Source organism: Azoarcus sp. DN11 (genome assembly GCF_003628555.1).
Taxonomy (GTDB): domain Bacteria; phylum Pseudomonadota; class Gammaproteobacteria; order Burkholderiales; family Rhodocyclaceae; genus Aromatoleum.
Map to the genome: position 1 here is coordinate 3,568,181 of NZ_CP021731.1, position 25,988 is coordinate 3,594,168.

Sequence of the window (25,988 nt, forward strand, 5' to 3'; positions counted from 1 at the left end):
GAGCCTCAATGACGAGCGGCGCGGACGGCAGCTAGCACATCCGCGACCGTCAGGAATGAGCCAAAGGCTACGATTCTATCACCCTCGCCCGCAGATTTCCGGGCGGCAGCGTAGGCGTCGGCGGGATGCTCGAATCGCTGGATATCGCCCCGCACGCCGGCCGCGCGCACACGCGCCTCCAGCGCCTCCGCGCTCAACCCGCGCGGGCCGGGCAGGCCGGCCAGCATCCAGTGGTCCACCCTGTCCTGGATCAGCTTCACGACGCCTTCCACATCCTTGTCCGACAGCATCCCCAGGACGGCCCAGGTTTCGGGGAAGAACCCCATGTTCGAGAGGTTTTCCGACAGCACGCCGGCAGCCTGGGGATTATGGGCGACGTCGAGCACGACGGAGGGACGCCCGGCAAGCACCTGGAAGCGCCCGGGGAGCTCGACGAGCATCAGTCCCTGGCGAATCGCCTGCATCGGGACGGGGATCCGCTGCCGCAGCGTTTCCAGCGCCATCAGCACGGCCGATGCGTTGAGCAGCTGATTGGCTCCTCGCAACGCCGGATAGGCCAGCCCTCCCCTGCGCGAGCCCCCCTTGCTCCACCAGACCCACTGTGAGCGGTCGCCGGAGAATCCGAAGTTCTCACCGACGAGGCGAAGATCGGCGCCGATCGCACGCGCATGATCCACCAGTGTGGACGGAGCCATCGGATCGGAACAGATCGCGGGACGGCCGGCGCGGAAAATGCCCGCCTTCTCGAACCCGATTTTCTCGCGGGAGTCACCCAGCCAGTCCATGTGATCCATCGCGATGCCGGTAACGATCGCGCAGTCGGGGTCGATCACGTTCACGGCGTCGAGGCGCCCGCCCAGACCGACTTCGAGAATCACGACATCCAGCGGCTCGCGGCAAAATGCCCACCAGGCCGCGAGCGTTCCATGCTCGAAATAGGTCAGGGATGTTTCGCCCCGCGCCGCCTCGACCGCGCCAAACGCAGCGACCAGCGTCTCGTCGCCGACGTCCCGACCGTCGATGCGCACACGTTCGTTGTAGCGCAGCAAATGCGGCGAGGTGTAACAACCCACGCGGTACCCGGCAGCCAGGAGAATGGCCTCGAGCATTGCACAGGTCGAACCCTTGCCGTTGGTCCCCCCCACGGTGATCACCACGGCATCGCTACGCACGTCGAGGGTGCCACGTACGCGGGCGACGCGATCCAGGCCGAGCTGGATCTGCTTAACATGCCGGTTTTCGAGCAGCTCGAGCCACCCGTTCAGGGAATCGGGAAAAATCATGAAACGGAATCGGGATCAGACGCCAATGGGCGGCTGACGAGTAAGAAGAGTGAGAAGTTCCGCCAGTTTCGAGCGCAGTTCGCGTCGATCGACGATCATGTCGATCGCGCCCTTCTCGAGCAGGAACTCCGAGCGCTGAAAACCTTCGGGCAGGGTTTCACGAACCGTCTGTTCGATCACGCGCGGCCCCGCGAATCCGATCAGTGCCCCCGGCTCGGCAATCACGACATCCCCCATGAAGGCAAAGCTGGCCGACACGCCCCCCATTGTCGGGTCGGTCAGAATCGTCAGGAAGGGGAGCTTGCGCTCGGCAAGTTGCGTGATCGCAGCGGTGGTCTTGGCCATCTGCATCAGCGAGAACAGCCCTTCCTGCATGCGTGCGCCGCCAGTCGCGGTGATGCAGATGAACGGCAGGCGCTGCTCCAGTGCGGCCTTCGCGCCGCGCACGAAGCGCTCGCCGACGACCGACCCCATCGAGCCGCCCAGGAATTCGAACTCGAAACACGCGACGACGACAGGCACGGTCAGGATAGCGCCCTGCATCACAACCATCGCGTCCGCTTCACCGGTTTCGTCGTTCGCCGCCGAGAGACGTTCGGTATAGCGCCGTGAATCCTTGAACTTCAGCGGATCGACCGGCATGACCTCGCTGCCGATCTCGAAGCGTCCCTCCGCATCGAGCAGCATATCTAGCCGCGCGCGCGCGCGCAGGCGCTGATGGTGCCCACATTTCGGGCAGACACTCTGGTTGCTTTCGAGGTCCGAGCGGTAAAGGACCGCTTCGCAGGCCGAACACTTGCTCCACAACCCCTCGGGAATGGACTTGCGCGCCGCCGACTCTGCACGCTTGATCTTCGGCGGCAGCAGTTTTTGCAACCAACTCATCGCGGAGCTCCTTGAATCTGGTCGAGCGCACCACGTACGCCCTCGACAAAAGCCTTCACCCGGGCCACCGCCTGTTCGCGCGGGCTGTTCTCGATTTCCTCGATGATGCGGCTGCCGATCACGACCGCATCGGCGACCTCGCCGATACGACGGGCCGACTCCGCGTCGCGGATACCGAATCCGACGCCGACCGGCATTCCGACACCCTGGCGGATCTGCGGCAGGCGCGCGGCAACATCGTTGAAATTGAGCGCCCCGGAGCCGGTCACACCCTTCAGTGACACGTAGTAGATGTAACCGCTGCCGATCTGCGCCACGTCGCGGATGCGCTGCTCGGTGGAGGTCGGCGCCAGGAGGAAAATCGGGTCCAGTCCGCTCGCCTTCAGCGTCGCCGCGAATGTCTCGCACTCCTCGGGCGGATAATCGACCACCAGGACACCGTCGACCCCGGCTTCGCGGGCAGCGGACACGAAGCGCTCGGCGCCCATTGCCTCGATCGGGTTCGCGTAGCCCATCAGCACGACCGGCGTGTCGGCATTTCGCGTACGGAAATCCGCCACCTGCGCGAGCACCTTGCGCAGGCTCATGCCGTTGCGCAGCGCCCGCTCGGACGCGCGCTGGATGGTCGGTCCGTCCGCCATCGGATCGGAGAACGGCACCCCCAGTTCGATGATGTCGGCTCCGCCATCGACGAGCGCGTGCATCAGCGGCACGGTGAGTTCGGGGACGGGATCCCCGGCGGTGATGAAAGGGATCAGCGCCCGCCGACCCGAGGCCCGCAGGCTCTGAAAAACTGACTGGATTCTGGACATGATCGGTATCAGGGTGCGCGGGCCCGGCTCGGCCCGACGAGTCAGAACTGGATGCCGGACTTCTCGGCGACGGTATGCATATCCTTGTCGCCGCGCCCGGACAGATTGACGAGCAGGATCTTGTCCCGCGGCAGGGTCGGCGCGAGCTTCGCAGCGTAAGCGAGGGCATGCGAGGACTCGAGCGCGGGAATGATGCCTTCGAGATGACAGAGATCGTGGAAGGCCGCGAGCGCCTCCTGGTCCGTCACGCCGACATACTCGGCACGATCGCTGTCCTTGAGCCACGCGTGCTCGGGGCCGACGCCGGGGTAATCGAGGCCGGCCGAGATCGAATGCGTTTCGATGATCTGGCCATCTTCGCTCTGAAGCAGGTAGGTCCGGTTGCCGTGCAGCACGCCCGGCGTGCCGCCGGTGAGGCTGGCCGCGTGACGCCCCGAGTCGAGCCCCTCGCCGTAAGCCTCGACGCCGATCAGGCGCACTTCGGGCACGTCGATGTAGGGATGGAAGATGCCCATCGCGTTCGACCCGCCGCCGACGCAGGCGATCACGCAGTCGGGCTGCCGCCCGACCATCTCCGGCATCTGCACGAGACACTCCTTGCCGATGACGGCCTGGAAGTCCCGCACCATCATCGGATAGGGATGGGGACCTGCCACCGTGCCGATGATGTAGAAGGTGTTGTGGATGTTCGTGACCCAGTCGCGCATCGCCTCGTTGAGCGCGTCCTTCAGGGTTTTCGACCCTGATTCGACCGGAACGACGGTCGCCCCCAGGAGCTTCATCCGGTACACGTTGGCGGCCTGACGCCTCACGTCCTCGGCCCCCATGTACACGACGCATTCCATGCCGTAGCGCGCTGCCACCGTTGCCGTCGCCACACCGTGCTGACCCGCCCCGGTCTCGGCGATCACGCGCGGCTTGCCCATATGGCGTGCGACGAGCGCCTGGCCGATGCAGTTATTCACCTTGTGGGCGCCGGTGTGGTTCAGATCCTCCCGCTTGAGGTAGATCTGCGCGCCCCCGAGCGTATCGGACCAGCGTTTCGCATGGTAGATGGGGCTTGGCCGGCCGACGTAGTGCTTGAGCTCGTACTCGAATTCGGCCATGAAGGCCGGATTGTTCCGGCACGCCTCGTAGGCCGCATTCAGTTCGTCCAGCGCGGGAATCAGCGTCTCGGCCACGAACACGCCGCCATACGGGCCGAAATGACCGTGCGAATCAGGAAACCGGTATGGCTTGTCAGCCGTCTGCATTGCGTACTCCAGCGACGAACGCGGCAATCCGTGCCGCATCCTTGATGCCCTTGCCCGATTCCACGCCGCTGGAGACGTCTACCGCCCACGGCCTTACGCGGCGAACTGCCTCGCCGACATTCTCGGGGTCCAGTCCGCCCGAAAGAATCAGCGGACGCCCGAGGCGCTGCGGAATCAGGGACCAATCGAAAACCTTGCCGCCCCCCCCGTAGCCCTCGACGAATGCATCGAGCAACAGCCCGGCGGCGGACGGATGGGAAGCTGCGAATTCTACCAGATCGACTCCCGCGCGCACTCGCGCGGCCTTGATCCATGGCCGCCCGTGGACCGCACACTGCGCTTCGGTCTCGTCACCGTGGAACTGCAGAAGTTGCAGCGGCACTTGCGCAAGCGCCTGCTGCACGTAGGCGGGATCGGGATTGACGAACAGCCCTACGGTCGTCACGAACGGGGGGACCAGCGCGGCAAGCTCCGCCGCGCGCTCGAACGAAACGAAACGCGGACTGGGCGGATAGAACACCAGTCCGATGGCATCGGCGCCCGCCTCCACGGCAGCGCGCACGTCCTCGGGACGGGTCAGGCCGCAGATCTTGATTCGGGTTCTGGACACTCAGACGAACGGGATACGCGGGAGGGCGATGATACGCCCTTCGTCCGGCAGCGGCCAGTGTGGAAGGTACTCCACCCCCGACAGGTACAGGCCATCCGCCGGGAAGGTCAGTGCCGCACGGCTTCGGTCCCGCGATGCCAGCACCTCCGCCAGCCACCCGATCGGGTAATGTCCCTTGCCCACGTACACCAGCGCACCGACGAGATTGCGCACCATGTGATGGAGAAAAGCATTCGCCCAGAAATCGAACACGATGTACTCGCCATCGCGTCGGACCTGGGCGTCGTGCATCAGCTTCACCGGTGATTTCGCCTGGCAACCGGCGGCGCGAAAGGCTGAAAAATCATGCCACCCGAGAAGCGAACGGGCGGCCTCGGACATCGCTGCTGCGTCCAGCGGCGGATGAAACCACCCCACGCGCCCCGCCAACAGCGCAGGCCGCACGACCGAGTTGTGCAGGATGTAGCGGTAGCGGCGCGATACGGCACAGAAGCGCGCATGAAAGTCGTCGGCGACTTCAACCGCCCAGCGGACGGAGATGGGCGAAGTCAGGCGGGCGTTGGTGCCGCGAATCCATCCGTGCATCGGACGCGCCGCGGTCGTGTCGAAATGCACGACCTGCGCCGTCGCATGGACGCCCGCATCGGTGCGCCCTGCGCAATGCAGCCTGACAGGGTGGCCTGCGATGCCCGCGAGCGCCGCCTCGAGATGGTCCTGAACGGTCCGCCCGTGAGACTGACTCTGCCAGCCCTGAAACGCATCGCCGGCATATTCGACGCCTAGAGCGATTCTCATCGTGCCACTCCCCACCAGATCGCCGCCGCGACTACCACGACAAACATCGCCACGAGATCGCTCCACGCGAAAGTCTCACGGGTGAAAGCAATCACCTCCGCACTGCTGCCGCCTGCGTGGTCGTCCTCGAGCCAGTTCCGCCAGTCACCCGGCGCGGCAGATTCCACGTAGCGCAGGACCAGCACGAGGCGCACGGCAAGTCTTTCGCTCGGAAGTCCGACCCAACCGAATGGCCGCAACAACGCATGAAGACCGCCGACGAGCCGGCGGACCGGCAAGGCATCCATCAGCATTGCCACGCACAATACGACTCCCACCAGGCGCCCCACGTGCTCGGCCGCCATCATCACCCCCTCGCGACTGGGGCTGATCTCGGGAAATGCAGGCAGAAGTGCCTCGCCGGGAGTGAACCCGGCAAAGAGCACGAGAATCGCGAGGATCAGGAAGCGCACGCGCCTCAGAAGCCGCATGCTGCGCGACGGGGAAAGGCGCCATGCGGCGAAGGCGCACGCAAAAACCGCGAACATCAAGGCTTTCGGTGAAAGAAACTGCAGGACGACGACGAACGCCATCCAAAGCGCAATGAACAATCCGGAATGCATCAAATGGGAGGGCCGCCAAGCGGCGGCCCTTGAATATCCAAGCTAACCTTCGCCTGCCTCGGTCAACCGAGCCGCGCTGCCAATCGGGTCGCGGCCTCCCGTTGCTCCGGCGAGCCCTCGCGCAGCACTTCCGCGATGAGCTCGCGCGCGCCCTCGGTATCGCCCATCTCTTCATAGGCGCGCGCCAGTTCGAGCTTAGTGTTGACCTCTTCAATCACGTCTGCACTCAGGGACAGACTGCCGGTAGACGGAGCTCCCCCTGCTTCGGTCTGCAGCGTGACCGAGGTGGCGGACGTTGCCTCCAGGTTCAGATCGATGCCGCCGAGATCCAGCGACGGCGGGGTTGCTGCCGACTGCCCTCCCCCACCATCAAGATTGAAATCGAAATCGAGCAGGTTGCTGTCGAACGTGGTCTTCTCCATATCCGGAGCGACTGCAGCACCGGCTGTGGCCGGCACGACGTTCGACGCGGTTGCCGTCTCATTGAGCGCGCCCTCCAGCCCGGTATCAAGTTCCGGGACGGCAAGGTCAAACTCGAGAGACGGGTCGCTCGCCGCGAAATCCATGCCTTGGCCAATCACGGTGGCAATCATCGGATCCGGCGCGGGAGCGGAGGCCGCCGGCTTGCTCATCGCGGGCTGCTCCGTCACTGCGCCGATGTCGAGATCGAAGGACTTGGCCGCTCCGAACGGTTCGGCCGGGGCCTCTTCGTGCCCCATCTCGGGCAGGGCAGCGGGGATCGAGCTTGCAAAGGTGCTGCCAAAATCGAGGCCGGCGTCGAGGTCGAAATCCACGGCATTCGCGTCCACTTCCGGCAAAGCTTCGATACCTGCGCCCGCCGACGCCTGGGTCGGCAGCGGATCCGGAATCATGGGGCTCACCGTCGAGAACGAATTCAACGCATCGGGCGCGGCTCCGGCGACAGCTGCGCCCAAACCTGCGGCGACCACGCCGCCCGTGACAAGCGCTGCTGCCGCGCCACCCGACGAGGCGCGATAAAGGGGATTCTCCGGGTCAAGACGACGCCCCATCTCGGCGGCCTTGTCCCAATCGCTTCCGTCGCCGCCGGTGCGGGAATACAGATCCGTTGCCGTGTTCTCGAACGCCTTGAGGTTCTTGCGCTGAGCATAGATCTCAAGCAACTTGAGATAGATTGCCATGCGGGACGCGTCCGATTTCAACGCATCGAGCAGGATCTCCTCGGCCTGTGCATCACGCCCATAGGCCATATAGACGTCCGCCTCGGCGACCGGATCAACCCCTTCGTCAGTATCGATCGCGGAAAGGCCGGATTGACTGAAATCCGTGTGCAACACGCTGCTTTCGCCGGTATTGACACTCTGCCCACCGGTCGCGCCGAACACCGAGTTCGTCGGCGGCGGGAACGCGCTGGCCACTGACTCGACGCCCTGTTGTTGCGCCTCCTGCTTCCGCCGCTGCCGTGCCTTGACCCCGAGATAGGCCAGCAACAGGGCGAGAATGCCACCGCCGCCCGCCAGCACGGTCGGATCGCCGATCAGGCTCTGCACGAACCCGGGCTCTTCGACGGGCGCCGGGGCAGGGGCCGGCTTCTGGGCCGGAGCCGGCTTCGGCGCTGCCGCCGCCGGCATCGACTCCTGGGCCGGCACCGCGGGCTGTGCCGGTGCGGCGGCTGGCGTCTGTTCGGGCTGAGGCTGGGCCGGGGCTTCCGGCGTCACCTGCTGTTGCAGCTTCGCCATGTTGTCGCTGCGCAGGTTCAGAAGTTCCTGCATCTTCTTGACGTTGGCCTCAAGCGCGACGACGCGGTCGTTTGCCTCCTGGAGCGCTTTGTCGCGTGCGACGAGTTCTTCTTCCAGCGACTGCAGACGAGCAAGGCGCGGGTCTTCGCCCTTGGCCTTGGACGGTGCTCCCGATACCTTGACCTGATCGCCGGTGGCCGCCTTTGCAGGCTCGTCCACCTTGGGCACGATTGTTCCGGTATCGCTGCGCGACGGTGCTGCCTCCGGAGCGGCCGGCCGCGCGGCGACCGTGCCCGCCAATTTCCGGCGGTAGGCAGCGAAATCCGCGGATTGGGCCTGCACCTCGCGGCGGGCCTGTGCGGGTTCGATTTCTCGCACGCGCGACTCGGGCGGGACCGTCACGATCGAACCGGAGCGCAGGCGATTGATGTTGCCGCCGTCGAAGGCGTCCGGATTCTCCCGGAACAACGCAATGAGCATCTGGTCGAGGCTCGCCCCCTCGGGCCGGTTGGCCTCGGCGATACGGTGCAGGGTATCGCCCTTCCTGACCTCGACACGCTCGCCCCCGGCGGCTCCCGATGCTTGCGGCGCCGCCCCCTTACGCGGCGCAGGCGCAGCAGGCGCTGCGACCGGGGCAGCACCACGACCGGCAACAGTGGCCGGCGCCCCAGCCGGAATGGGATCGAGCAGGAAAGTGTATTCGCGCACAAGCCGACCGGAGGCCCAGTTCAGCTCGATGAGGAGATCGACGAACGGATCGCTGAAGGGCCGTTCGCTGGTGATTTTGACGACCGACCGGCTGCCCCGGCGCTCGACCACCAGGCGTACCGCAGACGTCGCGCTGGTGTACTGGAGATTGGCCTGCCGGAACGCTTCCGCAGAGGCTACGCGCGCCGAAAGCGACTGCAGTTCCTCGCTGCTCGCATTCAGCTCGACTTCCGCCCTGAGCGGCTGTCCGATGCCGCTGAAAACATGGATCGCACCGAGTCCTGCTGCGTTGCTACCCAGAGGAAACATGGCGATCGCCGTCGCGATCAGGGAAGCCTTGATCGATGTCTTCATCTTTGTCATGTCATCCGCACCCTAGTATGGGCACCTACCTGCGTGGAATATGGACGTCGCGGACGCGACCGGGCATCCATCATGCCTCGGCAATCTAACATTTTGTTTAAATCTTGGCAGCAATTCTTTAATTGCCAAGACTATTTTGATCCCGCGAACCCGGTTCCGCTTTGAGGACCGCGGCATAGGGCGCAGAGAACGGCGACGAAAACGCCGCTCTCCGCGTTATGACGATCAGCGATCGAGAAGGATGCGCAGCATGCGGCGCAGGGGCTCGGCGGCGCCCCACAGGAGTTGGTCGCCGACGGTGAAGGCACCGAGGTATTCCGGCCCCATCGCCATCTTGTGCAGGCGACCGACCGGAACAGCCAGTGTGCCCGTGACAGCAGCCGGCGTGAGCTCGCGCTCGGAGAGCTCGCGCTCGTTCGGCACGACTTTCACCCAGTCGTTGGCCTTGGCGATGATCTCGCTGACCTCGTCGAGCGGAACATCCTTGCGCAGCTTGATCGTGAGGCCCTGCGAGTGGCAGCGCATCGCGCCGATGCGCACGCACAGGCCGTCGATCGGGATGCTGCCGGCGCTGCGGAACGCGGGCCGACCGAGGATCTTGTTGCATTCGGCGCCGCCCTTCCATTCCTCCTTCGACTGGCCGTTGTCGACCGGCACGTCGATCCACGGGATCAGGCTGCCGGCGAGCGCGGCACCGCGGAAGTTTTTCACCGGGAAGTCGGACGAACGCATCGTCGCGGCGACCTTGCGGTCGATGTCGAGGATCGCGGAGGCGGGATCGGCCAGTTCGGCCTTGACTGCATCGTGCAGTGCGCCCATCTGGGCGAGCAGCTCGCGCATGTTCTGCGCGCCGGCACCGGAGGCCGCCTGGTAAGTCATCGCCGATACCCACTCGACCAGGTCGCTCTGGAACAGGCCACCGAGGCCCATCAGCATCAGGGAAACCGTGCAGTTGCCGCCGATCCAGTCGCGGCCGCCCTTCACGAGCGAATCCTTGATGACGTTCATGTTGACCGGATCGAGGATGATCACCGCGTTGTCTTCCATGCGCAGCGCGCTGGCGGCATCGATCCAGTGCCCCTTCCAGCCGGTGGCACGCAACTGCGGATAGACGGCCTTGGTGTAGTCGCCGCCCTGGCAGGTGATGACGATGTCCATCTGCTTGAGCATGTCGATGTTCGACGCATCCTGCAGCGGCAGCGAGGCTTCCTTGCCGCCGAAAGCGGGCGGCTTGCCGCCGGCCGCGGACGTCGAGAAATACACCGGCTCGATGTGGGCGAAGTCGCCCTCCTCGACCATGCGCTGCATCAGCACGGAACCGACCATGCCACGCCAACCGACCAGACCAACCTTGTTCATTTGCTCTACCTCGAATTGCCAAAAATCTCAGAGCGCCGCCAGCACGGCGTCGCCCATCTGCTTCGTGCCCGTCTTCGTCGTACCCGGCTCGTAGATGTCACCGGTGCGATACCCTTGCGCGAGGACTTTCTTCACGGCCGTCTCGACGCGGGCAGCGGCGGCCTCGTTATTGAACGTATAGCGCAGCATCATCGCCGCCGACAGGATCGTCGCAAGCGGGTTCGCCACGCCCTTGCCGGCGATGTCCGGCGCCGAGCCGTGCGAGGGTTCGTACAGGCCCTTGTTGTTGGCGTCGAGCGAGGCCGAAGGCAGCATGCCGATCGAACCGGTGAGCATCGAGGCCTCGTCGGACAGGATGTCGCCGAACATGTTGCCGGTGACCATCACGTCGAACTGCTTGGGTGCACGGACGAGCTGCATCGCGGCGTTGTCCACGAGCATGTGGGTGAGTTCGACGTCCGGATACTCGGGGGCGAGCTCGATCATCACGTCACGCCACAGCTGCGTCGTTTCCAGCACGTTCATCTTGTCGACCGAGCACAGGCGCTTGTTGCGCTTGCGCGCGGCCTCGAAGGCGACGCGGCCGATGCGGCGGATCTCCGACTCGGTGTAGTGCATCGTGTTGAAGCCGTAGCGCTCGCCGTTGCGGTTCTCGATACCGCGCGGCTGGCCGAAGTAGATGTCGCCCGTGAGCTCGCGCACGATCAGGATGTCGAGCCCCGACACGACCTCGGGCTTGAGCGTGGAGGCGTTCGCGAGCTCGGGATAGAGGATCGCCGGACGCAGGTTGGCGAACAGGCCGAGATCCTTGCGAATGCCCAGCAGGCCGCGCTCGGGGCGCTGCTCGCGCGGCAGGTTGTCCCACTTCGGACCACCCACGGCGCCGAGCAGCACGGCATCGGCTTCGCGGGCGAGCTTGCGCGTCGCTTCCGGGTACGGGTCGCCGGTGGCATCGACCGCAGCGCCGCCCAGCAGCGCCTCTTCAAGTTCGAACTTCAGGTCCAGCGCTTCGATCACGCGGACGGCCTCGGCCGTGATTTCCGGACCGATCCCGTCGCCCGGCAGAACGCAAATCTTCATCAGCAGTCTTCTCCTCGTGCCCTTGCAGCGCTGCTCAGGCGAAATAATAAGGGTGTTCGGCGCGGCGCTTTTCCTCGAAAGCGCGGATCTTGTCGGCGTGGCGCAGCGTGAGGCCGATGTCGTCCCAGCCGTTCAGCAGGCATTCCCGGCGGAACGGATCCACGTCGAACTTGATGGTCGTGCCGTCCGGGCGAGTGATCGTCTGCGCGGCCAGATCAACGACGAGGCGGTAGCCTTCGGACGTCTCGCACTGGCGGAACAGTTCGTCGACCTGCACAGCCGGCAGCACGATGGGCAGCACGCCGTTCTTGAAGCAGTTGTTGAAGAAGATGTCGGCGAAACTCGTGCCGATCAGCACGCGGAAGCCGTAATCCTCCAACGCCCAGGGGGCGTGCTCGCGTGAGCTGCCGCAGCCGAAGTTGTCGCGGGTGAGCAGGATCTGCGCGCCCTGATAGCGGCCCTTGTTGAGCACGAAATCGGGATTCTTCGGCCGGTTGGTGCAGTCCTGGCCCGGCTCGCCGTGATCGAGGTAACGCCATTCGTCGAAGAGGTTAGGACCGAAGCCGCTGCGCTTGATCGACTTCAGGAACTGCTTCGGGATGATCGCATCGGTATCGACGTTCGCACGATCGAGCGGCATGGCCAGCGCGTCGAGTGAGGTAAACGGTTTCATTCTTTCACTACCCTCTGGATGGCCCGGCCATCCCTGTCAAGTTCGGTCGTCGGCGCGAAGTCGCGCCGGATGCAGTCAGAGTTCCCGGACATCCACGAAACGTCCGGTCACGGCCGCAGCGGCAGCCATTGCGGGACTGACGAGATGCGTTCGGCCGCCGGCGCCCTGCCGCCCTTCGAAGTTGCGGTTCGAAGTCGAGGCACAGTGCTCGCCCGGCTCGAGGCGGTCCGCATTCATCGCCAAGCACATCGAACAGCCCGGCTCGCGCCACTCGAAACCCGCCTCGATAAAGACCTTGTCGAGCCCTTCGGCCTCGGCCTGATGCTTCACCAGCCCCGAACCGGGAACGACCAGCACGCGCTTGACGCTCGCGGCCTTCCTGCGCCCCTTGGCGACCGCCGCGGCTTCGCGCAGGTCCTCGATGCGCGAGTTCGTGCACGAGCCGATGAACACCTGATCCACCGGAATTTCGCTGATCGGCGTATTCGGCGCGAGGCCCATGTACTTGAGCGCGCGCTCGACACCTTCGCGCTTGACCGGATCGGCGATCTTCGCCGGATCCGGCACGCGGCCGGCGACAGTCTCGACCATCTCGGGCGAAGTGCCCCAGGTAACTTGCGGCAGGATTTCGGTTGCATCGAGTTCGACGACACGATCGAAGTGCGCAGCGTCATCGGATTTCAGGGTGCGCCAATAGGCAGCCGCCTTCTCCCACAGCTCGCCCTTCGGTGCGAAGGGCTTGTCGCGCAGGTAGTCGATCGTGATGTCATCGACGCCGACCAGGCCGGCACGGGCACCGGCCTCGATCGCCATGTTGCATAGGGTCATGCGCCCTTCCATCGTCAGCGCGCGGATCGCGCTGCCGCCGAATTCGATCGCGTAGCCCGTCCCGCCGGCCGTGCCGATACGGCCGATCACGGCAAGGGCGATGTCCTTCGCGTAGACACCGCGCCCGAGCTGGCCGTCGACCCTGACCAGCATGGTCTTCGATTTCTTCTGCAGCAGGCATTGGGTCGCCATCACGTGCTCGACCTCGGATGTGCCGATGCCGTGCGCCAGACAGGCGAACGCGCCGTGCGTCGAGGTGTGCGAGTCACCACAGACGACCGTCATGCCCGGCAGCGTTGCCCCGTTTTCCGGCCCGATGACATGGACGATGCCCTGGCGCGAGTCCTTGAACGGAAAATACGCGAGCGCGCCGACTTCGCGGATGTTCGCGTCCAGCGTCTCGACCTGCTGGCGCGAGACCGGATCCTCGATACCCCGTTCCCAATGATCGGTCGGCGTGTTGTGGTCGGCGGTCGCGACGATCGAGCTCACGCGCCACGGCTTGCGCCCGGCGAGCTTGAGGCCCTCGAAGGCCTGCGGGCTGGTTACCTCGTGTACCAGGTGGCGGTCGATGTAAATGAGCGCAGTGCCGTCGGCCTCTTCATGGACGACGTGACTGGACCACAACTTTTCGTACAGCGTCTGGGCTTCCATCCAATATATCCCGCGGAAAGACAAGGAAAAGGTTTTGATTATTTCACACGTGCCGCCGACTGGGTAGCGGCGGCCCGAGCGCTGCCCGGCGCCGCATTCAGCGGCGTGCCTGCTCGTAAAGCGGCATCACCCGCTGGGCGTAATCGGCAAGATCCTTGCGCCGCGTGTCGTGCCCGGGGTGGGTGGACAGCCACTGCGGAGGTCCGCCGTTGGAGTGCGAGCTCATCTTGTCCCACAGGCTGATGGCGGCACGCGGATCGTAGCCCGCGCGTGCGGCGAGTTCGACGCCGATGCGATCGGCCTCCGTTTCGTGCAGACGGGAATTGGGCAGTTCGAAAGTCACCTTGCCGACCATGCTCATGAGATCCGTACCGAGTTCCCCGACTCCCAGGAGCGCACCTGCGACGGAAGCGCCCATGCTGGTCACCATCGCCTTGGAAATCTGCTCGCGCGAATGCTCGCGCAGCGCATGCGCGATCTCGTGCCCCATCACCGCTGCCAGTTCGTCATCGGTGAGCTTCAGCTGATCGATCAGACCCGAATAGACCGCCATCTTCCCCCCCGCCATGCACCACGCGTTGAGCTCGTCCGACTGGATCACGTTGACTTCCCAGTGCCACTGCGCCGCATCACGCCGGAACACGGCGGACTGGGGGATCAGGCGATTCGAAACGGCGCGTACGCGCGCAAGCTGCGCGGGATCGCGGTTGAGCACCCCCTTCTGGCGCGCCTCGGCGATCACCTGCTGGTACTGCTTGCCGGATGCCTGCTCGACCTCTGCGGCCGACACCATCATCATCTGGCTGCGATCCACGCCCACGGCTCCGGCGCCGGTTGTCTGCACGGTCTGGCAGGCCGACACGAGCCACGCTGCGGCCGCGGCCGACATCACCCTCACGAACCGAGTTTTCATCGCACCTCCCCTTCCATCATCGACTCCATATCACTGCGCCACCCCAGCACGAGCCACGCAAGCCCCGCGAGCGCGAACAGGGAACCGAGAGTATAGGTCCATGCCGGCCCCACTAAATCCCACGTGAATCCGCTCACGAGCCCGCCCAGCATCCCGCCCGCGCCGAAGGAAATACTCCCGTAAAGCGCCTGCCCGCGCGACTGCAGCTTTCCCCGGAACCACTGGTTGACCGCCGCGATCGCAGCCGCGTGATGGGCACCGAAGGTCGCACCGTGGAGAAGCTGGGCGAACGCCAGCACGAGGAGCGAACCCACCCCCCAGCCGATCGCCGCGAAGCGCACCACCGCGCACGCAAATGCAAAGATCAGGATCGCCCGCATCGAGTGGCGCCGCAGCAGCCGCGGCATGAACATGAAAACGACGATCTCCGCGACGACTCCGAGCGACCACATCGCGCCGACGACCGATTTGCCGTAGCCATGATCGACCAGGAAGATCGAGTAGAAGACATACAGCGCACCATGCGCGGCCGACATGAGGAAGCAGGCAATCAGCAAGGCCTGCACCTCGGGGCGGCGCAGTGTCTCCCGCAGGCTCGCGCTTTCACGATGCGCCGGCGGCCGCTCGGCCTCGGGCAAGGCTATGGAGCACAGAGCAATCGCGCCGAGGATCACGGCGGTCATCCAGAGCACGGCGTCCAGCGGAAGGAAGTCGAGCACGTAGCCGACACCCAGCACGGCGGCGATGAAACCGACCGAGCCCCACACGCGGATGCTGCCGTAGCGCCCGGGATGCACGCCCAGATGGGCAAAGGTCAGGCCCTCGACGAGCGGCAGCGCCGCACTCCAGAAGAACGCCATGAGGGCCATCGCAAGGAAGAGCCCTTCAAAGCGCGTCGTGAAGAAGAAGCCGCCGAACCCGACCAGGCTCGCCCAGGCGGACAGGCGGATGATGACGAGCCGGCGACCGAAATGTTCGGCGAGCCACCCCCACATGTTCGGGGCGATCACGCGCATGACCTGCATGAGGGACATCAGGATCGCAATGTCGGTGGCCGACAGCGCAATCGAATGCAGGTACAGCGTGAAATACGGCGAAAAAGCGCCGACGAACGCGAAGTATGAAAAGTAGTAGGCCGAGAGCCGCCAGTATGGAAGCACGGCGGAGCCTAGGCCCGATTCGGACGAACGCCTCTGTCCGACCTGCGACGGACCCGACAGGAGGCGTGCAAGACGTCCCCGCTCAAGCGCGCGGAGCGGGAACCCGCTGCACGCCCTGCGGGGCCAGACGCGCGATCTTCGGCGTTTCAGTCGTCACGTCGCCGCATTGCGCCCGATGGCGCAACGCATGATCCATCAGCACGATCGCGAGCATCGCCTCCGCGATCGGCGTTGCACGAATGCCGACACAGGGGTCGTGACGCCCCTGCGTGTTGATGACCACCGGATTCCCCTGCTTGTCGATCGAGCGGCGATCGAGGCGGATGCTGGAGGTCGGCTTGACCGCCATGCTCACGACGATGTCCTGGCCGCTGGAGATGCCGCCGAGCACGCCGCCCGCGTTGTTCGTCAGGTAGCCTTCGGGCGTCATCTCGTCGGAGTGCTCGGTCCCGTGCTGCGTCACGCACTCGAACCCGGCGCCGATCTCGACCCCCTTCACGGCATTGATGCCCATCATCGCGTACGCGATGTCGGCATCGAGCCGGTCATACACGGGCTCGCCCCAGCCGATCGGAACGCCCGTCGCGACCACGTCGATGCGCGCGCCGATCGAGTCGCCCGATTTGCGCAACTCGTCCATGTAGGCTTCCAGTTGCGGGACGATGGCGGCATTCGGCGCGAAGAACGGGTTGTGCGGAACCTCGTCCCAGCTCACGAACGGGATCGGAATCGGTCCGAGCTGCGACATGAAGCCGCGGACCACGACGCCGTAGCGTTCCTTCAGCCACTTCCTGGCAATGGCGCCGGCAGCCACCCGCACCGCCGTCTCGCGCGCCGACGCCCGGCCGCCGCCGCGGTGGTCGCGAATCCCGTACTTCTGCCAGTACTCGTAGTCCGCATGACCAGGCCGGAACGTCTCGGCAATGTTGCCGTAATCGCGCGAGCGCTGGTCCTGGTTGCGGATCAGGAGCGCGATCGGCGTGCCGGTCGTCACCCCCTCGAACACGCCCGACAGGATTTCCACCTCATCGGGCTCGCGGCGCTGCGTGACGTGCCGCGACGTCCCGGGCTTACGCCGATCCAACTCAACCTGGATCTCCTCGGCCGAAATCGGCAATCCCGGCGGACAGCCATCGACGACGCAGCCGATCGCGGGACCGTGGGATTCGCCAAACGACGTGACGCAATATAGTTTGCCTAGGGTGTTGCCGGACATCGCGATCTCGACTGAAACAGGTGGCGGATAGAACGTTGCAGTTTAGCACAGTGCCGAAACGCCCCTTCCGCCCAGCAGATCGGGGCAAACGCAGTGCCGCGCCCGCCCCGATTGCGTGCATCAGAGAAAGAATTTCTCGAGGCGCTCGAACACCTCGTGCCCGGCCCCGTGGCGGCGCACGGAAAGCACATCGACCAGCTTTTCGACCTGCAGCACCATCTGCTCCAACCGCTGATCCTCGAACACCAGCAGCCAGATCCGGCTGCGGCGCGCATCGGCCATCGGCATGCACAGGATGCCTTCGACGTTGAACGCCCGGCGGGCGAAAAGATTGCAGATGTGGCTCATCACACCGGGATGGTTGTTCACTTCCAGCTCCAGCACCACCTTGGCGAAGCCTTGCTGCTGCAGGGGCTCGGCAACTTGTTCGATCATGCTCAATCTCCGATCATTTCAGTGTTGGCAGCACCCGGCGCCACCATGGGGTAGACGAATTCCTCGCAGCTGATCGACACGTGAATCAGGCACGGCCCGCGACTCTGCAAGGCCTGCGCGAGCGCCGCGCGCGGATTCGCGGCATTGTCCAGATCCACCGCCGCGATGCCGAAACCTTCCGCGATCTTCACGAAGTCCGGCTCGCCGCGATACCTGGACGCGAACACCCGCTTGCCGTAGAACAGGCTCTGCTGCTGATACACGAGGCCGAGCGAATTGTTGTTCATCAGCACGATCTTGACGTTCAGCCCTTCCTCGGCGAGCGTCGCCAGTTCCTGGATATTCATCTTGAAGCTGCCGTCGCCGGTGAAACACACGACGGTCCGCTCGGGCTCCGCAAGCGCGGCACCAATCGCGGCCGGGAGCCCGAAGCCCATCGTCCCCGAGCCGCCCGAGGTCAGCCACTGGCGCGGCCGGCGGAAAGGGTAGGCCTGCGCAACCCACATCTGGTGCTGCCCCACGTCGGTGGCGATGATGGCCTCGTCGTCCAGCGCGGCGGCCACGGCATGCACGAGCCCGTAATGGGTGCGCGGATCGTCGCGGCCCGGCATCGCCATGGGAAAGCGCGCCTTCAGGCTATCCACGTGCGACAGCCAGCGCTTGCGCAGGCTCGGCTTGACCCGCGGCAGCATGGCCTCCAGCACGGCCGCCACGTCGCCGTTGATCGCCACGTGGGCCGTCCTGATCTTGTGCAACTCGGCCGGATCGATGTCGATATGGATGATCTTCGCGTTGGGGCAGAACTGTGCGGCCTTGCCGATCGCCCGATCGTCGAAGCGCGCGCCGACGCAGATCAGCAGGTCCGATTCCTCGAGAATGAAGTTCGTGCAGCGCGCACCGTGCATGCCGAGCATGCCGATGGAAAGCGGATGGTCGGCCGGCATCGTGCCCAGGGCCATGAGCGTCATCGTCGTCGGCAACCCCGCCTGCTCCGCCAGGCTAACCGCCAGTCCCGACGCGCCCGAGTGGACCACGCCACCGCCCAGATACAGCACCGGGCGTTCTGCGGCGTCGATCATCCGCGCCGCGGCATCGATCGCGTCGAGGTTCAGCGACGGTGCCGGATCCGGCACCGCCGGCTCGGGCAACGCCTCGAAGCTGACGAGCTGGTTCTGCACGTCCTTCGGCACATCGACGAGGACCGGCCCGGGCCGCCCGGACATCGCGATGCGAAATGCCTGGGGAATGACCTCGAGCAGTTCCGCCGCCGAGCGGACGAGGAAATTGTGCTTGGTGATCGGCACCGTCATGCCGTAGATATCGACTTCCTGGAACGCGTCGGTGCCGATCATCGCGAGCGGCACCTGGCCGGTGATGGCCACCATCGGAATGGAGTCCATGCGAGCGTCTGCAATCGCCGTCACCAGATTCGTCGCACCCGGACCGCTCGACGCGAAGCACACTTCGGGACGCCCGGACACACGCGCCATCCCTTGCGCGATGAAACCCGCCCCTTGCTCGTGGCGAGCGAGCACATGCCGGATGGTCTCGCTCCCTGACAAGGCATCGTACAGGGGCAGGATCGCCCCTCCGGGGATTCCTGCAATGGTACGAATACCCTGCCGTTCAAGCAGGCGCACGATCAACTCGGCGCCGGTCATTTGCATCATCTTGCGCTCCTTCGGTTCGGTGTCGGGCGTCAAAACCGGCGGCGCAAAAAACAAAACCCCCGCCGGGCTTGCGCGCCGGCGGGGGTTGGGAATCCGTTGCTTGCTTGTGTGCCCTTACCCTCGAGACGCGCGACCGCCTACGCCTACTACTACGCGTACGGACACTACTACGAGGGCGCGAACCAGATGGGTCATTTCGGGATTAAAACAAGCGATTAGCGGGTGAATCTAAACACAGGCGCGAACGGAACACAAGCGCGCCCTCATGCCTGCCCGTCGCGCAGCAGACGCCGCAGGATCTTGCCGACGTTCGTCTTCGGCAGTTCCTCGCGAAACTCCACCAGATGCGGCACCTTGTAGGCCGTAAGGTTCGCCCGGCAATGGGCGACGACTGCCTCCTTCGTCAGCGCCGGATCCTTGCGCACGATGAACACCTTCACCGCCTCGCCGGTCCGCTCGTCCGGGACTCCGACGGCGGCCACCTCGAGCACGCCCGGGTGGCTGGCGATGACATCCTCCACTTCGTTCGGGAAGACGTTGAAGCCCGACACCAGAATCATGTCCTTCTTGCGATCGACGATGCGCACGAAACCCCGTTCATCGATGGTCGCGACATCGCCGGTGCGCAGGAATCCATCTGCCGTGAAGACATTGGCCGTCTCCTCCGGCCGCTGCCAATACCCCCGCGTGACCTGCGGACCCCGCACGCACAGCTCGCCGGGCTGGCCAAGCGGCACCTCTTCCCCGCCATCGCCGCGGATGCTCACTTCGGTGGACGAGATCGGCAACCCGATCGAGTGGTTGAATTGCGGCAGATCGAGCGGATTGATCGTCACCGCGGGCGACGTCTCGGTAAGACCGTAGGCCTCCACGAGCGGCCGCCCCGTCACGCGCCGCCACTTCTCCGCGACGGCCTGCTGCACCGCCATGCCACCGCCCAGCGCAATGTGCAGGGACGAAAAATCCAGCTTGCTGAAATCCTCGTTGTTCAGCAGCGCGTTGAACAGGGTGTTCACGCCGGTGATCGCCGTGAACCGGTACTTCGCCAATTCCTTGACGAAACCCGGGATGTCCCGCGGGTTGGTGATCAGCACATTCATCGCGCCGATCTTGAAGAAAGTCAGGCAGTTCGCCGTCAGCGAAAAGATGTGGTACAGGGGCAAGGCCGTGACGATGATCTCGCCTTCCCTTCTCAGGTAGGGCTTGATCCACGCGTGCGCCTGCTGCAGGTTCGCAATGATGTTGCCATGGGTCAGCACCGCGCCTTTCGCGACGCCCGTCGTGCCGCCCGTGTACTGCAGATACGCGACATCCTCGTGCCCGACATCGACGGCGTTCAGGGGATGCCTTCCACCCGCAGCAAGCGCCTCGGAAAAGCGTACGTGACCGGGAATTCTCCACGACGGCACCAGCTTCTTGACATGGCGCACGACGAAGTCAACGAGCAGGCCCCTGGGGAAACCGAGCAGCTCGCCGAGACTGGTTATCACGACGTTCCGCACCTTCAGACGCTGCACGACGTGCTCGAGCGTGCTGGCGAAATTCTCGACGATGACGACCGTGTCGGCGCCCGAATCCCTGAGCTGATGCTCCAATTCGCGCGCCGTGTAGAGCGGGTTCACGTTGACGACCGTATACCCGGCGCGCAACGCCCCGAACATCGCGATCGGGTACTGCAGGACGTTGGGCATCATCAGCGCGATCCGCGACCCGCGCGGAAGCTTCAATTCACCCTGGAGATAGCCGGCAAACCGCGCCGACAGCCGGTCCAGCTCCGCATACGTGATCGACTTTCCCATGTTCACGTAGGCGATCCGGTCACCGTGCTGGCGCACCCCCTTCGCAAACAGGTCGCCGAGCGACGTGAACTCGTTCACGTCAATTTCCGCGGGAATTCCGGGGGGATAGCTCTTGAGCCAGATCCTTTCCACAGCACCTCCTCCGACAGTTGGAATCAGCACCGGACCGACCACATCCGGCGAAGCCCTCCCGAGGCTTGGACGACAAGCGCCTTTCGGCGCCGCCGACTTCCAGCTGCATGCCCTCGCCTCGTTGTGCGAGGGCTTCTTGTGCTCATCCGCCATGCCCCCGGGGTACGGCGGACGGGAACGGCCGAACGCGCTGCGTCAGCCGCGCATCACTCCTGCTCGCCCGGCTCCTGCGGCCAGTTGCGGATGTAATTCTTGAGCATGCGGTTCTCGAAGCTCTGCTCTTCGAGCACAGCCTTGGCCACGTCGTGGAAGGAAACCACCCCGAGCAGCGTGGTTCCGTCCATCACCGGCAGATAACGCTGGCGATGCTCCACCATGAGACGCCGGAGCTCATCCATTTCCATGTTCGGCGACGCCGCGACCGGGCCTGACAGCATCGCCTCCTCGATCGCCATCTTCCCCCATCCGGTGCCACCCTTATGCACCGCGCGCAGCACCTCGCGGAAGGTCAGCATGCCGACCATCTGCCCGTGCGAGAAGACCACCAGCGAACCGACGTCCTGCTCGGTCATGATCTCGACCGCCTCGGCGAGGCTCTTGTTCGGCGCTATGGTGTAGAGCACCTTGCCCTTGATTGCAAGAATCTCGCTCACCAGCATGCCAATCCCCTTTCCAAGTTCATATCAACCTATCCAAGTGCATCATATTGCATAGCCTCGACCAGGAAAAGACTCCGCACCCTGCGCGCCACGCATTATTTCACCATCTGCCGGTGCGCATCAGCCACGCCTTGCCGCGGGGACGCTTCAGCGCTTCAACTCGCCAAGCTTGTCCTTGCGCGCCGCCCATTCCTCGGCGTCGGGCAGGGCATCCTTGCGCTCGACGATCGGCTTCCACTGCGTCGCCAGTTCGGCATTCAGCGCGATGAAGTGGCGCTGCCCCTCGGGCACGTCGTCCTCCGCGTAGATGGCCTCGACCGGACACTCGGCCACACACAGGGTGCAATCGATGCATTCCGTCGGGTCGATCACGAGAAAGTTCGCCCCTTCACGGAAGCAATCCACCGGGCACACATCGACACAGTCGGTATACTTGCAGCGGATGCAAGCTTCAGTCACAACATAAGCCATCGTTTCCACTCCACGGTTAGTCAAGCAAGGCCCGCCAGAACCCGGGCGCACCGGCTTTTCCGACAATATAGCCGAGACCCTCGTTCTTTTGACACCCGCGCGGGCAAACCCTCATCCCGGCGAAGAGTCTTGACGTTCGCGGCGGCTTGGCATAACTTTTCCCGAATAGTCTGAAGTGGCGACCCAGTCTGCCATTGTCCAGAGGGCCGATCCGGCCCGCCTCCAAACCCGAATCACCTGCAAGACTTGATGCGAGGAATCATGAGCGAGCATATCCATTACGTCACCGACGGCAACTTCGAGGCCGAGGTGCTTCAGGCACAAACCCCCGTGCTGGTCGACTACTGGGCCGAGTGGTGCGGTCCGTGCAAGATGATCGCGCCGATCCTCGATGACGTCGCCAAGGAGTATGCGGGCAAGCTCAAGGTTGCCAAGCTGAACATCGACGAAAACCAGGAAACGCCGGCGAAATTCGGTATCCGCGGCATTCCGACGCTCATGCTCTTCAAGGGCGGCAACGTCGAAGCGACCAAGGTCGGCGCGCTTTCGAAATCGCAACTGACGGCATTCATTGACAGCAATCTCTGACCGGGGCTAAAGTCCCGGCCTGCCTGCGCGGCGCCTCCCGCTCCAGAAGCCGGCCTTCCGGCGCCGCAGCAGCGTCTTTCTGCAGTTACCCCCTCCACTGGTTTCATCCATCTGCGCCCCGTCGCGCCCTCTCACCATGCAATTATCGGAGCTCAAGTCTCTCCACGTCAGCGAGCTGCTGGAAATGGCGGTCGCCAACGAAATCGAAGGCGCCAACCGCCTGCGCAAGCAGGAACTGGTCTTCGCCCTGCTCAAGAACCGGGCCAAGAAAGGCGAACCCATCTATGGTGACGGCGCGCTCGAAGTGCTCCCCGACGGATTCGGCTTCCTGCGCTCGCCGGACATTTCCTACCTGGCGGGAACCGACGACATCTACGTCTCGCCGTCGCAGATCCGGCGCTTCAACCTGCACACCGGCGACACCATCGAGGGCGAGATCCGCACACCGAAGGACGGCGAACGCTATTTCGCACTGGTGAAGCTTGACCGGATCAACGGCCAGGCGCCCGAGGCATGCAAGCACAAGATCCTCTTCGAGAACCTCACTCCGCTTCACCCGAATGAGTGCCTCAAACTCGAGCGCGACATCCGCGGCGAAGAAAACGTCACCAGCCGCATCATCGACATGATCGCGCCGATCGGCAAAGGACAGCGCGGTTTGCTGGTGGCACCGCCGAAGAGCGGCAAGACGGTGATGCTTCAACACATCGCCCACGCGATCGTTGCCAATCATCCGGACGTGGTCGTAATCGTGCTGCTGATCGATGAGCGCCCCGAGGAAGTGACCGAAATGCAACGCTCGGTCAAAGGCGAAGTCGTCGCTTCGACCTTCGACGAGCCGGCATCGCGCCACGTGCAGGTCGCCGAAATGGTGATCGAGAAGGCCAAGCGCCTGACGGAGCACAAGAAGGACGTCGTGATCCTGCTCGACTCTCTCACCCGCCTCGCACGCGCCTACAACACGGTGGTACCGGCGTCCGGCAAGGTGCTGACCGGTGGTGTTGACGCCAATGCCCTGCAGAAACCGAAGCGCTTCTTCGGTGCAGCGCGGAACATCGAGGAAGGCGGATCGCTCACCATCATCGCCACCGCGCTGATCGACACCGGCAGCCGGATGGACGACGTGATCTACGAGGAGTTCAAGGGCACCGGCAACATGGAGCTGCATCTCGACCGTCGCATGGCCGAGAAGCGCGTCTATCCGGCCATCAACGTGAACCGCTCCGGCACCCGCCGCGAGGAACTCTTGATGAAAGCGGACGTGCTGCAAAAAGTCTGGGTGCTGCGCAAGCTGCTCTATGGCATGGACGACATCGACGCGATGGAATTCCTGCTCGACAAGGTCAAGGCCACGAAGAGCAACGCGGAATTCTTCGACGCCATGCGCCGCGGTTGACCGGGAACACCACTCGCAAAAACGCCACCTCGAGGGTGGCGTTTTTGCGTCTACGACCGGGGAACCGGACTGCGCAGAATCCGGTTCCGGCAAGCTTACTTGTAGTCGTAGAACCCCTTGCCGGCCTTGCGGCCCAGGTAACCCGCTTCCACCATTTCGACAAGCAGCGGCGCCGGACGGTACTTCGGATCCTTGAATCCCTCGAAGAGGACCTGCATCACCGCCAGTTCGACATCGAGGCCGATCATGTCGGCGAGCGCCAGCGGCCCGATCGGATGGTTGCAGCCGAGTTTCATCGCCTCGTCGATCTCGGCTGCCGTCGCGAGCCCCTCTCCCAGCGCGAAGATCGCTTCGTTGATCATTGGGCACAGCAGCCGGTTCACGACAAAGCCCGGGCTGTTGCGTACCTGCACCGGCGTCTTGCCGACCGCCTTGGCAACTGCCTCGACGGCCGCATAGGTCGCTTCCGATGTCTGAAGACCGCGAATCAGCTCGACGAGCGCCATCATCGGCACCGGGTTGAAGAAATGCATGCCGACCACCTTGTCCGCACGCTTCGTCGATGCGGCGAGCTTGGTAATCGAAATCGACGACGTGTTCGAGGCAAGCACTGCGTCGGCTTTCATGGCCGCATCGAGCTGGGCAAAGATCTTGAGCTTCAGCTCAAGGTTCTCGGTCGCCGCCTCGATCACGAGATCGCAGTCGGCAAGCGCGGCGACGTCGGTCGCCGTCGCGATTCGCGCCACCGTCTCCGCCTTCTGCGCCTCCGTCATCTTGTCCTTCTTGATCAGGCGATCAAGGCTCCCGCTCAGGGTTGCCAGACCACGCTGCACGGCCGCCTCAGCCACGTCCATCATCACCACATGGAATCCCGCCACGGCAAACGCCTGGGTGATGCCGTTTCCCATTGTGCCGGCGCCAACTACGCCGATCTTCTTCAAATCCATCGATTCCCGCTCCCTTGGTAAGCAACGCGGCAGCCCTGATCCGACAGGGACCATACTGATGCGTATGTATCGAATATAACGTAATGTGCAAATGCGGCGCCAGTCCGTGCGAAGTAAAGCCGCGGCAATGCTTACAGGGTCGAATGCGGAACATCCGGTACGAAGGGCTCGTTTCCGGACGCAAGGACGAAAAAAATGGGAGCCCGGAGGCTCCCATTCTTCTTTATTGGCGGAGTGGACGGGACTCGAACCCGCGACCCCCGGCGTGACAGGCCGGTATTCTAACCAACTGAACTACCACTCCGCGCCAACCAGTGTCCGGCATGGTCCTGCCGGCTCGCAAGTCGTCGTTCTACGCCTTGCTTCATGTGGCGTCCCCACGGGGATTCGAACCCCGGTTATCGCCGTGAAAGGGCGGTGTCCTAGGCCTCTAGACGATGGGGACAACGTCTTTTTGTTGCTTCGTTGGTGGAGGTAAGCGGGATCGAACCGCTGACCTCTTGCATGCCATGCAAGCGCTCTCCCAGCTGAGCTATACCCCCAACAGAGCTGCGCATTTTAGCTTCTGGCGCTACCAACCGCAAGCACTTTACTACATTTACTTAAATCTTCGCAGATACTCGTCTGCGTTGTTACTGGCGGAGTGGACGGGACTCGAACCCGCGACCCCCGGCGTGACAGGCCGGTATTCTAACCAACTGAACTACCACTCCACACTAACCCGTACCCGGCCCTACCGACCGGAATGCGATTCGTCATCATGATTCGACGCCTCGCGACATACTGGCGTCCCCACGGGGATTCGAACCCCGGTTATCGCCGTGAAAGGGCGGTGTCCTAGGCCTCTAGACGATGGGGACTGCATCGTTCTTTCGACTGGTGGAGGTAAGCGGGATCGAACCGCTGACCTCTTGCATGCCATGCAAGCGCTCTCCCAGCTGAGCTATACCCCCGACGGCGAAAGAGCGCGCATTATAGG

The 25,988-nt window shown here is 64.2% G+C and carries 23 protein-coding genes and 6 tRNA genes; 2 read left to right on the forward strand and 27 right to left on the reverse strand.

Annotated features, from left to right (window positions below; all coding sequences use genetic code 11):
• Positions 1-5: 5 nt before the first annotated feature.
• From folC to fdxA, 20 genes are all read right to left on the reverse strand, one after another.
• Positions 6-1,283: a bifunctional tetrahydrofolate synthase/dihydrofolate synthase gene (gene folC, locus CDA09_RS16425; RefSeq protein WP_121429638.1), complete on the reverse strand. Its 1,278-nt coding sequence runs from the start codon at positions 1,281-1,283 to the stop codon at positions 6-8.
• Between the two features lie 15 nt (positions 1,284-1,298).
• Positions 1,299-2,168 (reverse strand): acetyl-CoA carboxylase, carboxyltransferase subunit beta, encoded by an 870-nt coding sequence (gene accD / locus CDA09_RS16430; RefSeq protein ID WP_121429639.1) that lies wholly within the window; start codon positions 2,166-2,168, stop codon positions 1,299-1,301.
• A complete protein-coding gene (trpA, locus tag CDA09_RS16435; protein WP_121429640.1) occupies positions 2,165-2,980 on the reverse strand; it encodes a tryptophan synthase subunit alpha in 816 nt (271 codons plus the stop codon). The genes accD and trpA overlap by 4 nt, the downstream gene beginning before the upstream one ends.
• A gap of 41 nt (positions 2,981-3,021) precedes the next feature.
• Positions 3,022-4,233, reverse strand: coding sequence for a tryptophan synthase subunit beta (trpB, locus tag CDA09_RS16440; protein WP_121429641.1), 1,212 nt, complete (start codon positions 4,231-4,233; stop codon positions 3,022-3,024).
• Positions 4,220-4,843, reverse strand: a complete 624-nt coding sequence (locus CDA09_RS16445; protein WP_121429642.1) for a phosphoribosylanthranilate isomerase — start codon at positions 4,841-4,843, stop codon at positions 4,220-4,222. The genes trpB and CDA09_RS16445 overlap by 14 nt, the downstream gene beginning before the upstream one ends.
• On the reverse strand, positions 4,844-5,638 hold the full coding sequence (gene truA, locus CDA09_RS16450) for a tRNA pseudouridine(38-40) synthase TruA (protein ID WP_121429643.1): 795 nt from the start codon (positions 5,636-5,638) through the stop codon (positions 4,844-4,846).
• Positions 5,635-6,228 carry a CbiQ family ECF transporter T component gene (locus CDA09_RS16455; RefSeq protein WP_286164180.1) on the reverse strand — a complete coding sequence of 198 codons (594 nt, stop codon included), beginning with the start codon at positions 6,226-6,228 and terminating at the stop codon, positions 5,635-5,637. The genes truA and CDA09_RS16455 overlap by 4 nt, the downstream gene beginning before the upstream one ends.
• 74 nt (positions 6,229-6,302) lie before the next feature.
• Positions 6,303-9,029 (reverse strand): motility hub landmark protein FimV, encoded by a 2,727-nt coding sequence (locus tag CDA09_RS16460; RefSeq protein WP_353616616.1) that lies wholly within the window; start codon positions 9,027-9,029, stop codon positions 6,303-6,305.
• Between the two features lie 225 nt (positions 9,030-9,254).
• Entirely contained in the window at positions 9,255-10,388 is a 1,134-nt protein-coding gene (gene asd / locus CDA09_RS16465) for an aspartate-semialdehyde dehydrogenase (protein ID WP_121429646.1), read from the reverse strand.
• A gap of 27 nt (positions 10,389-10,415) precedes the next feature.
• A complete protein-coding gene (gene leuB / locus CDA09_RS16470; protein WP_121429647.1) occupies positions 10,416-11,468 on the reverse strand; it encodes a 3-isopropylmalate dehydrogenase in 1,053 nt (350 codons plus the stop codon).
• 34 nt (positions 11,469-11,502) lie between these two features.
• Positions 11,503-12,141, reverse strand: a complete 639-nt coding sequence (leuD, locus tag CDA09_RS16475) for a 3-isopropylmalate dehydratase small subunit (protein ID WP_121429648.1) — start codon at positions 12,139-12,141, stop codon at positions 11,503-11,505.
• A gap of 75 nt (positions 12,142-12,216) precedes the next feature.
• Positions 12,217-13,623 (reverse strand): 3-isopropylmalate dehydratase large subunit, encoded by a 1,407-nt coding sequence (leuC, locus tag CDA09_RS16480; RefSeq protein WP_121429649.1) that lies wholly within the window; start codon positions 13,621-13,623, stop codon positions 12,217-12,219.
• 97 nt (positions 13,624-13,720) lie between these two features.
• Positions 13,721-14,536 (reverse strand): M48 family metallopeptidase, encoded by an 816-nt coding sequence (locus tag CDA09_RS16485; protein WP_121429650.1) that lies wholly within the window; start codon positions 14,534-14,536, stop codon positions 13,721-13,723.
• Positions 14,533-15,696 carry an MFS transporter gene (locus CDA09_RS16490; RefSeq protein ID WP_121429651.1) on the reverse strand — a complete coding sequence of 388 codons (1,164 nt, stop codon included), beginning with the start codon at positions 15,694-15,696 and terminating at the stop codon, positions 14,533-14,535. Before CDA09_RS16490 ends, CDA09_RS16485 begins: the two co-directional genes overlap by 4 nt.
• Before the next feature lie 82 nt (positions 15,697-15,778).
• Positions 15,779-16,912: a chorismate synthase gene (gene aroC, locus CDA09_RS16495; protein ID WP_121429652.1), complete on the reverse strand. Its 1,134-nt coding sequence runs from the start codon at positions 16,910-16,912 to the stop codon at positions 15,779-15,781.
• 120 nt (positions 16,913-17,032) lie between these two features.
• The gene (ilvN, locus tag CDA09_RS16500) at positions 17,033-17,347 is read right to left on the reverse strand and encodes an acetolactate synthase small subunit (protein ID WP_121429653.1); all 315 of its coding nucleotides are present in this window, start codon (positions 17,345-17,347) and stop codon (positions 17,033-17,035) included.
• Positions 17,348-17,349: 2 nt separating this feature from the next.
• A complete protein-coding gene (gene ilvB, locus CDA09_RS16505; protein WP_121430897.1) occupies positions 17,350-19,017 on the reverse strand; it encodes an acetolactate synthase large subunit in 1,668 nt (555 codons plus the stop codon).
• Between the two features lie 263 nt (positions 19,018-19,280).
• Positions 19,281-20,948: a long-chain-fatty-acid--CoA ligase gene (locus CDA09_RS16510; RefSeq protein WP_121429654.1), complete on the reverse strand. Its 1,668-nt coding sequence runs from the start codon at positions 20,946-20,948 to the stop codon at positions 19,281-19,283.
• 206 nt (positions 20,949-21,154) lie between these two features.
• Positions 21,155-21,607: a CBS domain-containing protein gene (locus CDA09_RS16515; RefSeq protein ID WP_121429655.1), complete on the reverse strand. Its 453-nt coding sequence runs from the start codon at positions 21,605-21,607 to the stop codon at positions 21,155-21,157.
• 147 nt (positions 21,608-21,754) lie between these two features.
• The gene (fdxA, locus tag CDA09_RS16520; RefSeq protein ID WP_121429656.1) at positions 21,755-22,078 is read right to left on the reverse strand and encodes a ferredoxin FdxA; all 324 of its coding nucleotides are present in this window, start codon (positions 22,076-22,078) and stop codon (positions 21,755-21,757) included.
• Positions 22,079-22,339: 261 nt separating this feature from the next.
• On the opposite strand from fdxA, the gene trxA reads away from it, so the two are divergent.
• Entirely contained in the window at positions 22,340-22,666 is a 327-nt protein-coding gene (gene trxA, locus CDA09_RS16525) for a thioredoxin TrxA (protein ID WP_121429657.1), read from the forward strand.
• 136 nt (positions 22,667-22,802) lie between these two features.
• Entirely contained in the window at positions 22,803-24,062 is a 1,260-nt protein-coding gene (gene rho, locus CDA09_RS16530; RefSeq protein ID WP_121429658.1) for a transcription termination factor Rho, read from the forward strand.
• Positions 24,063-24,157: 95 nt separating this feature from the next.
• Here rho and CDA09_RS16535 read toward each other — a convergent pair whose 3' ends face one another.
• The 7 genes from CDA09_RS16535 to CDA09_RS16565 all read right to left on the reverse strand — a co-directional run bounded on the left by CDA09_RS16535 (position 24,158) and on the right by CDA09_RS16565 (position 25,962).
• Positions 24,158-25,009 carry a 3-hydroxybutyryl-CoA dehydrogenase gene (locus CDA09_RS16535; protein WP_121429659.1) on the reverse strand — a complete coding sequence of 284 codons (852 nt, stop codon included), beginning with the start codon at positions 25,007-25,009 and terminating at the stop codon, positions 24,158-24,160.
• A gap of 227 nt (positions 25,010-25,236) precedes the next feature.
• Positions 25,237-25,313: transfer RNA gene (locus CDA09_RS16540), tRNA-Asp, on the reverse strand.
• Between the two features lie 65 nt (positions 25,314-25,378).
• Positions 25,379-25,454 (reverse strand) — tRNA-Glu (locus CDA09_RS16545).
• A gap of 21 nt (positions 25,455-25,475) precedes the next feature.
• A tRNA-Ala gene (locus CDA09_RS16550) sits at positions 25,476-25,551 on the reverse strand.
• A 94-nt stretch (positions 25,552-25,645) separates the two neighbouring features.
• A tRNA-Asp gene (locus CDA09_RS16555) sits at positions 25,646-25,722 on the reverse strand.
• 71 nt (positions 25,723-25,793) lie between these two features.
• Positions 25,794-25,869, reverse strand: a tRNA-Glu gene (locus tag CDA09_RS16560).
• Positions 25,870-25,886: 17 nt separating this feature from the next.
• Positions 25,887-25,962, reverse strand: a tRNA-Ala gene (locus CDA09_RS16565).
• Positions 25,963-25,988: the final 26 nt, after the last annotated feature.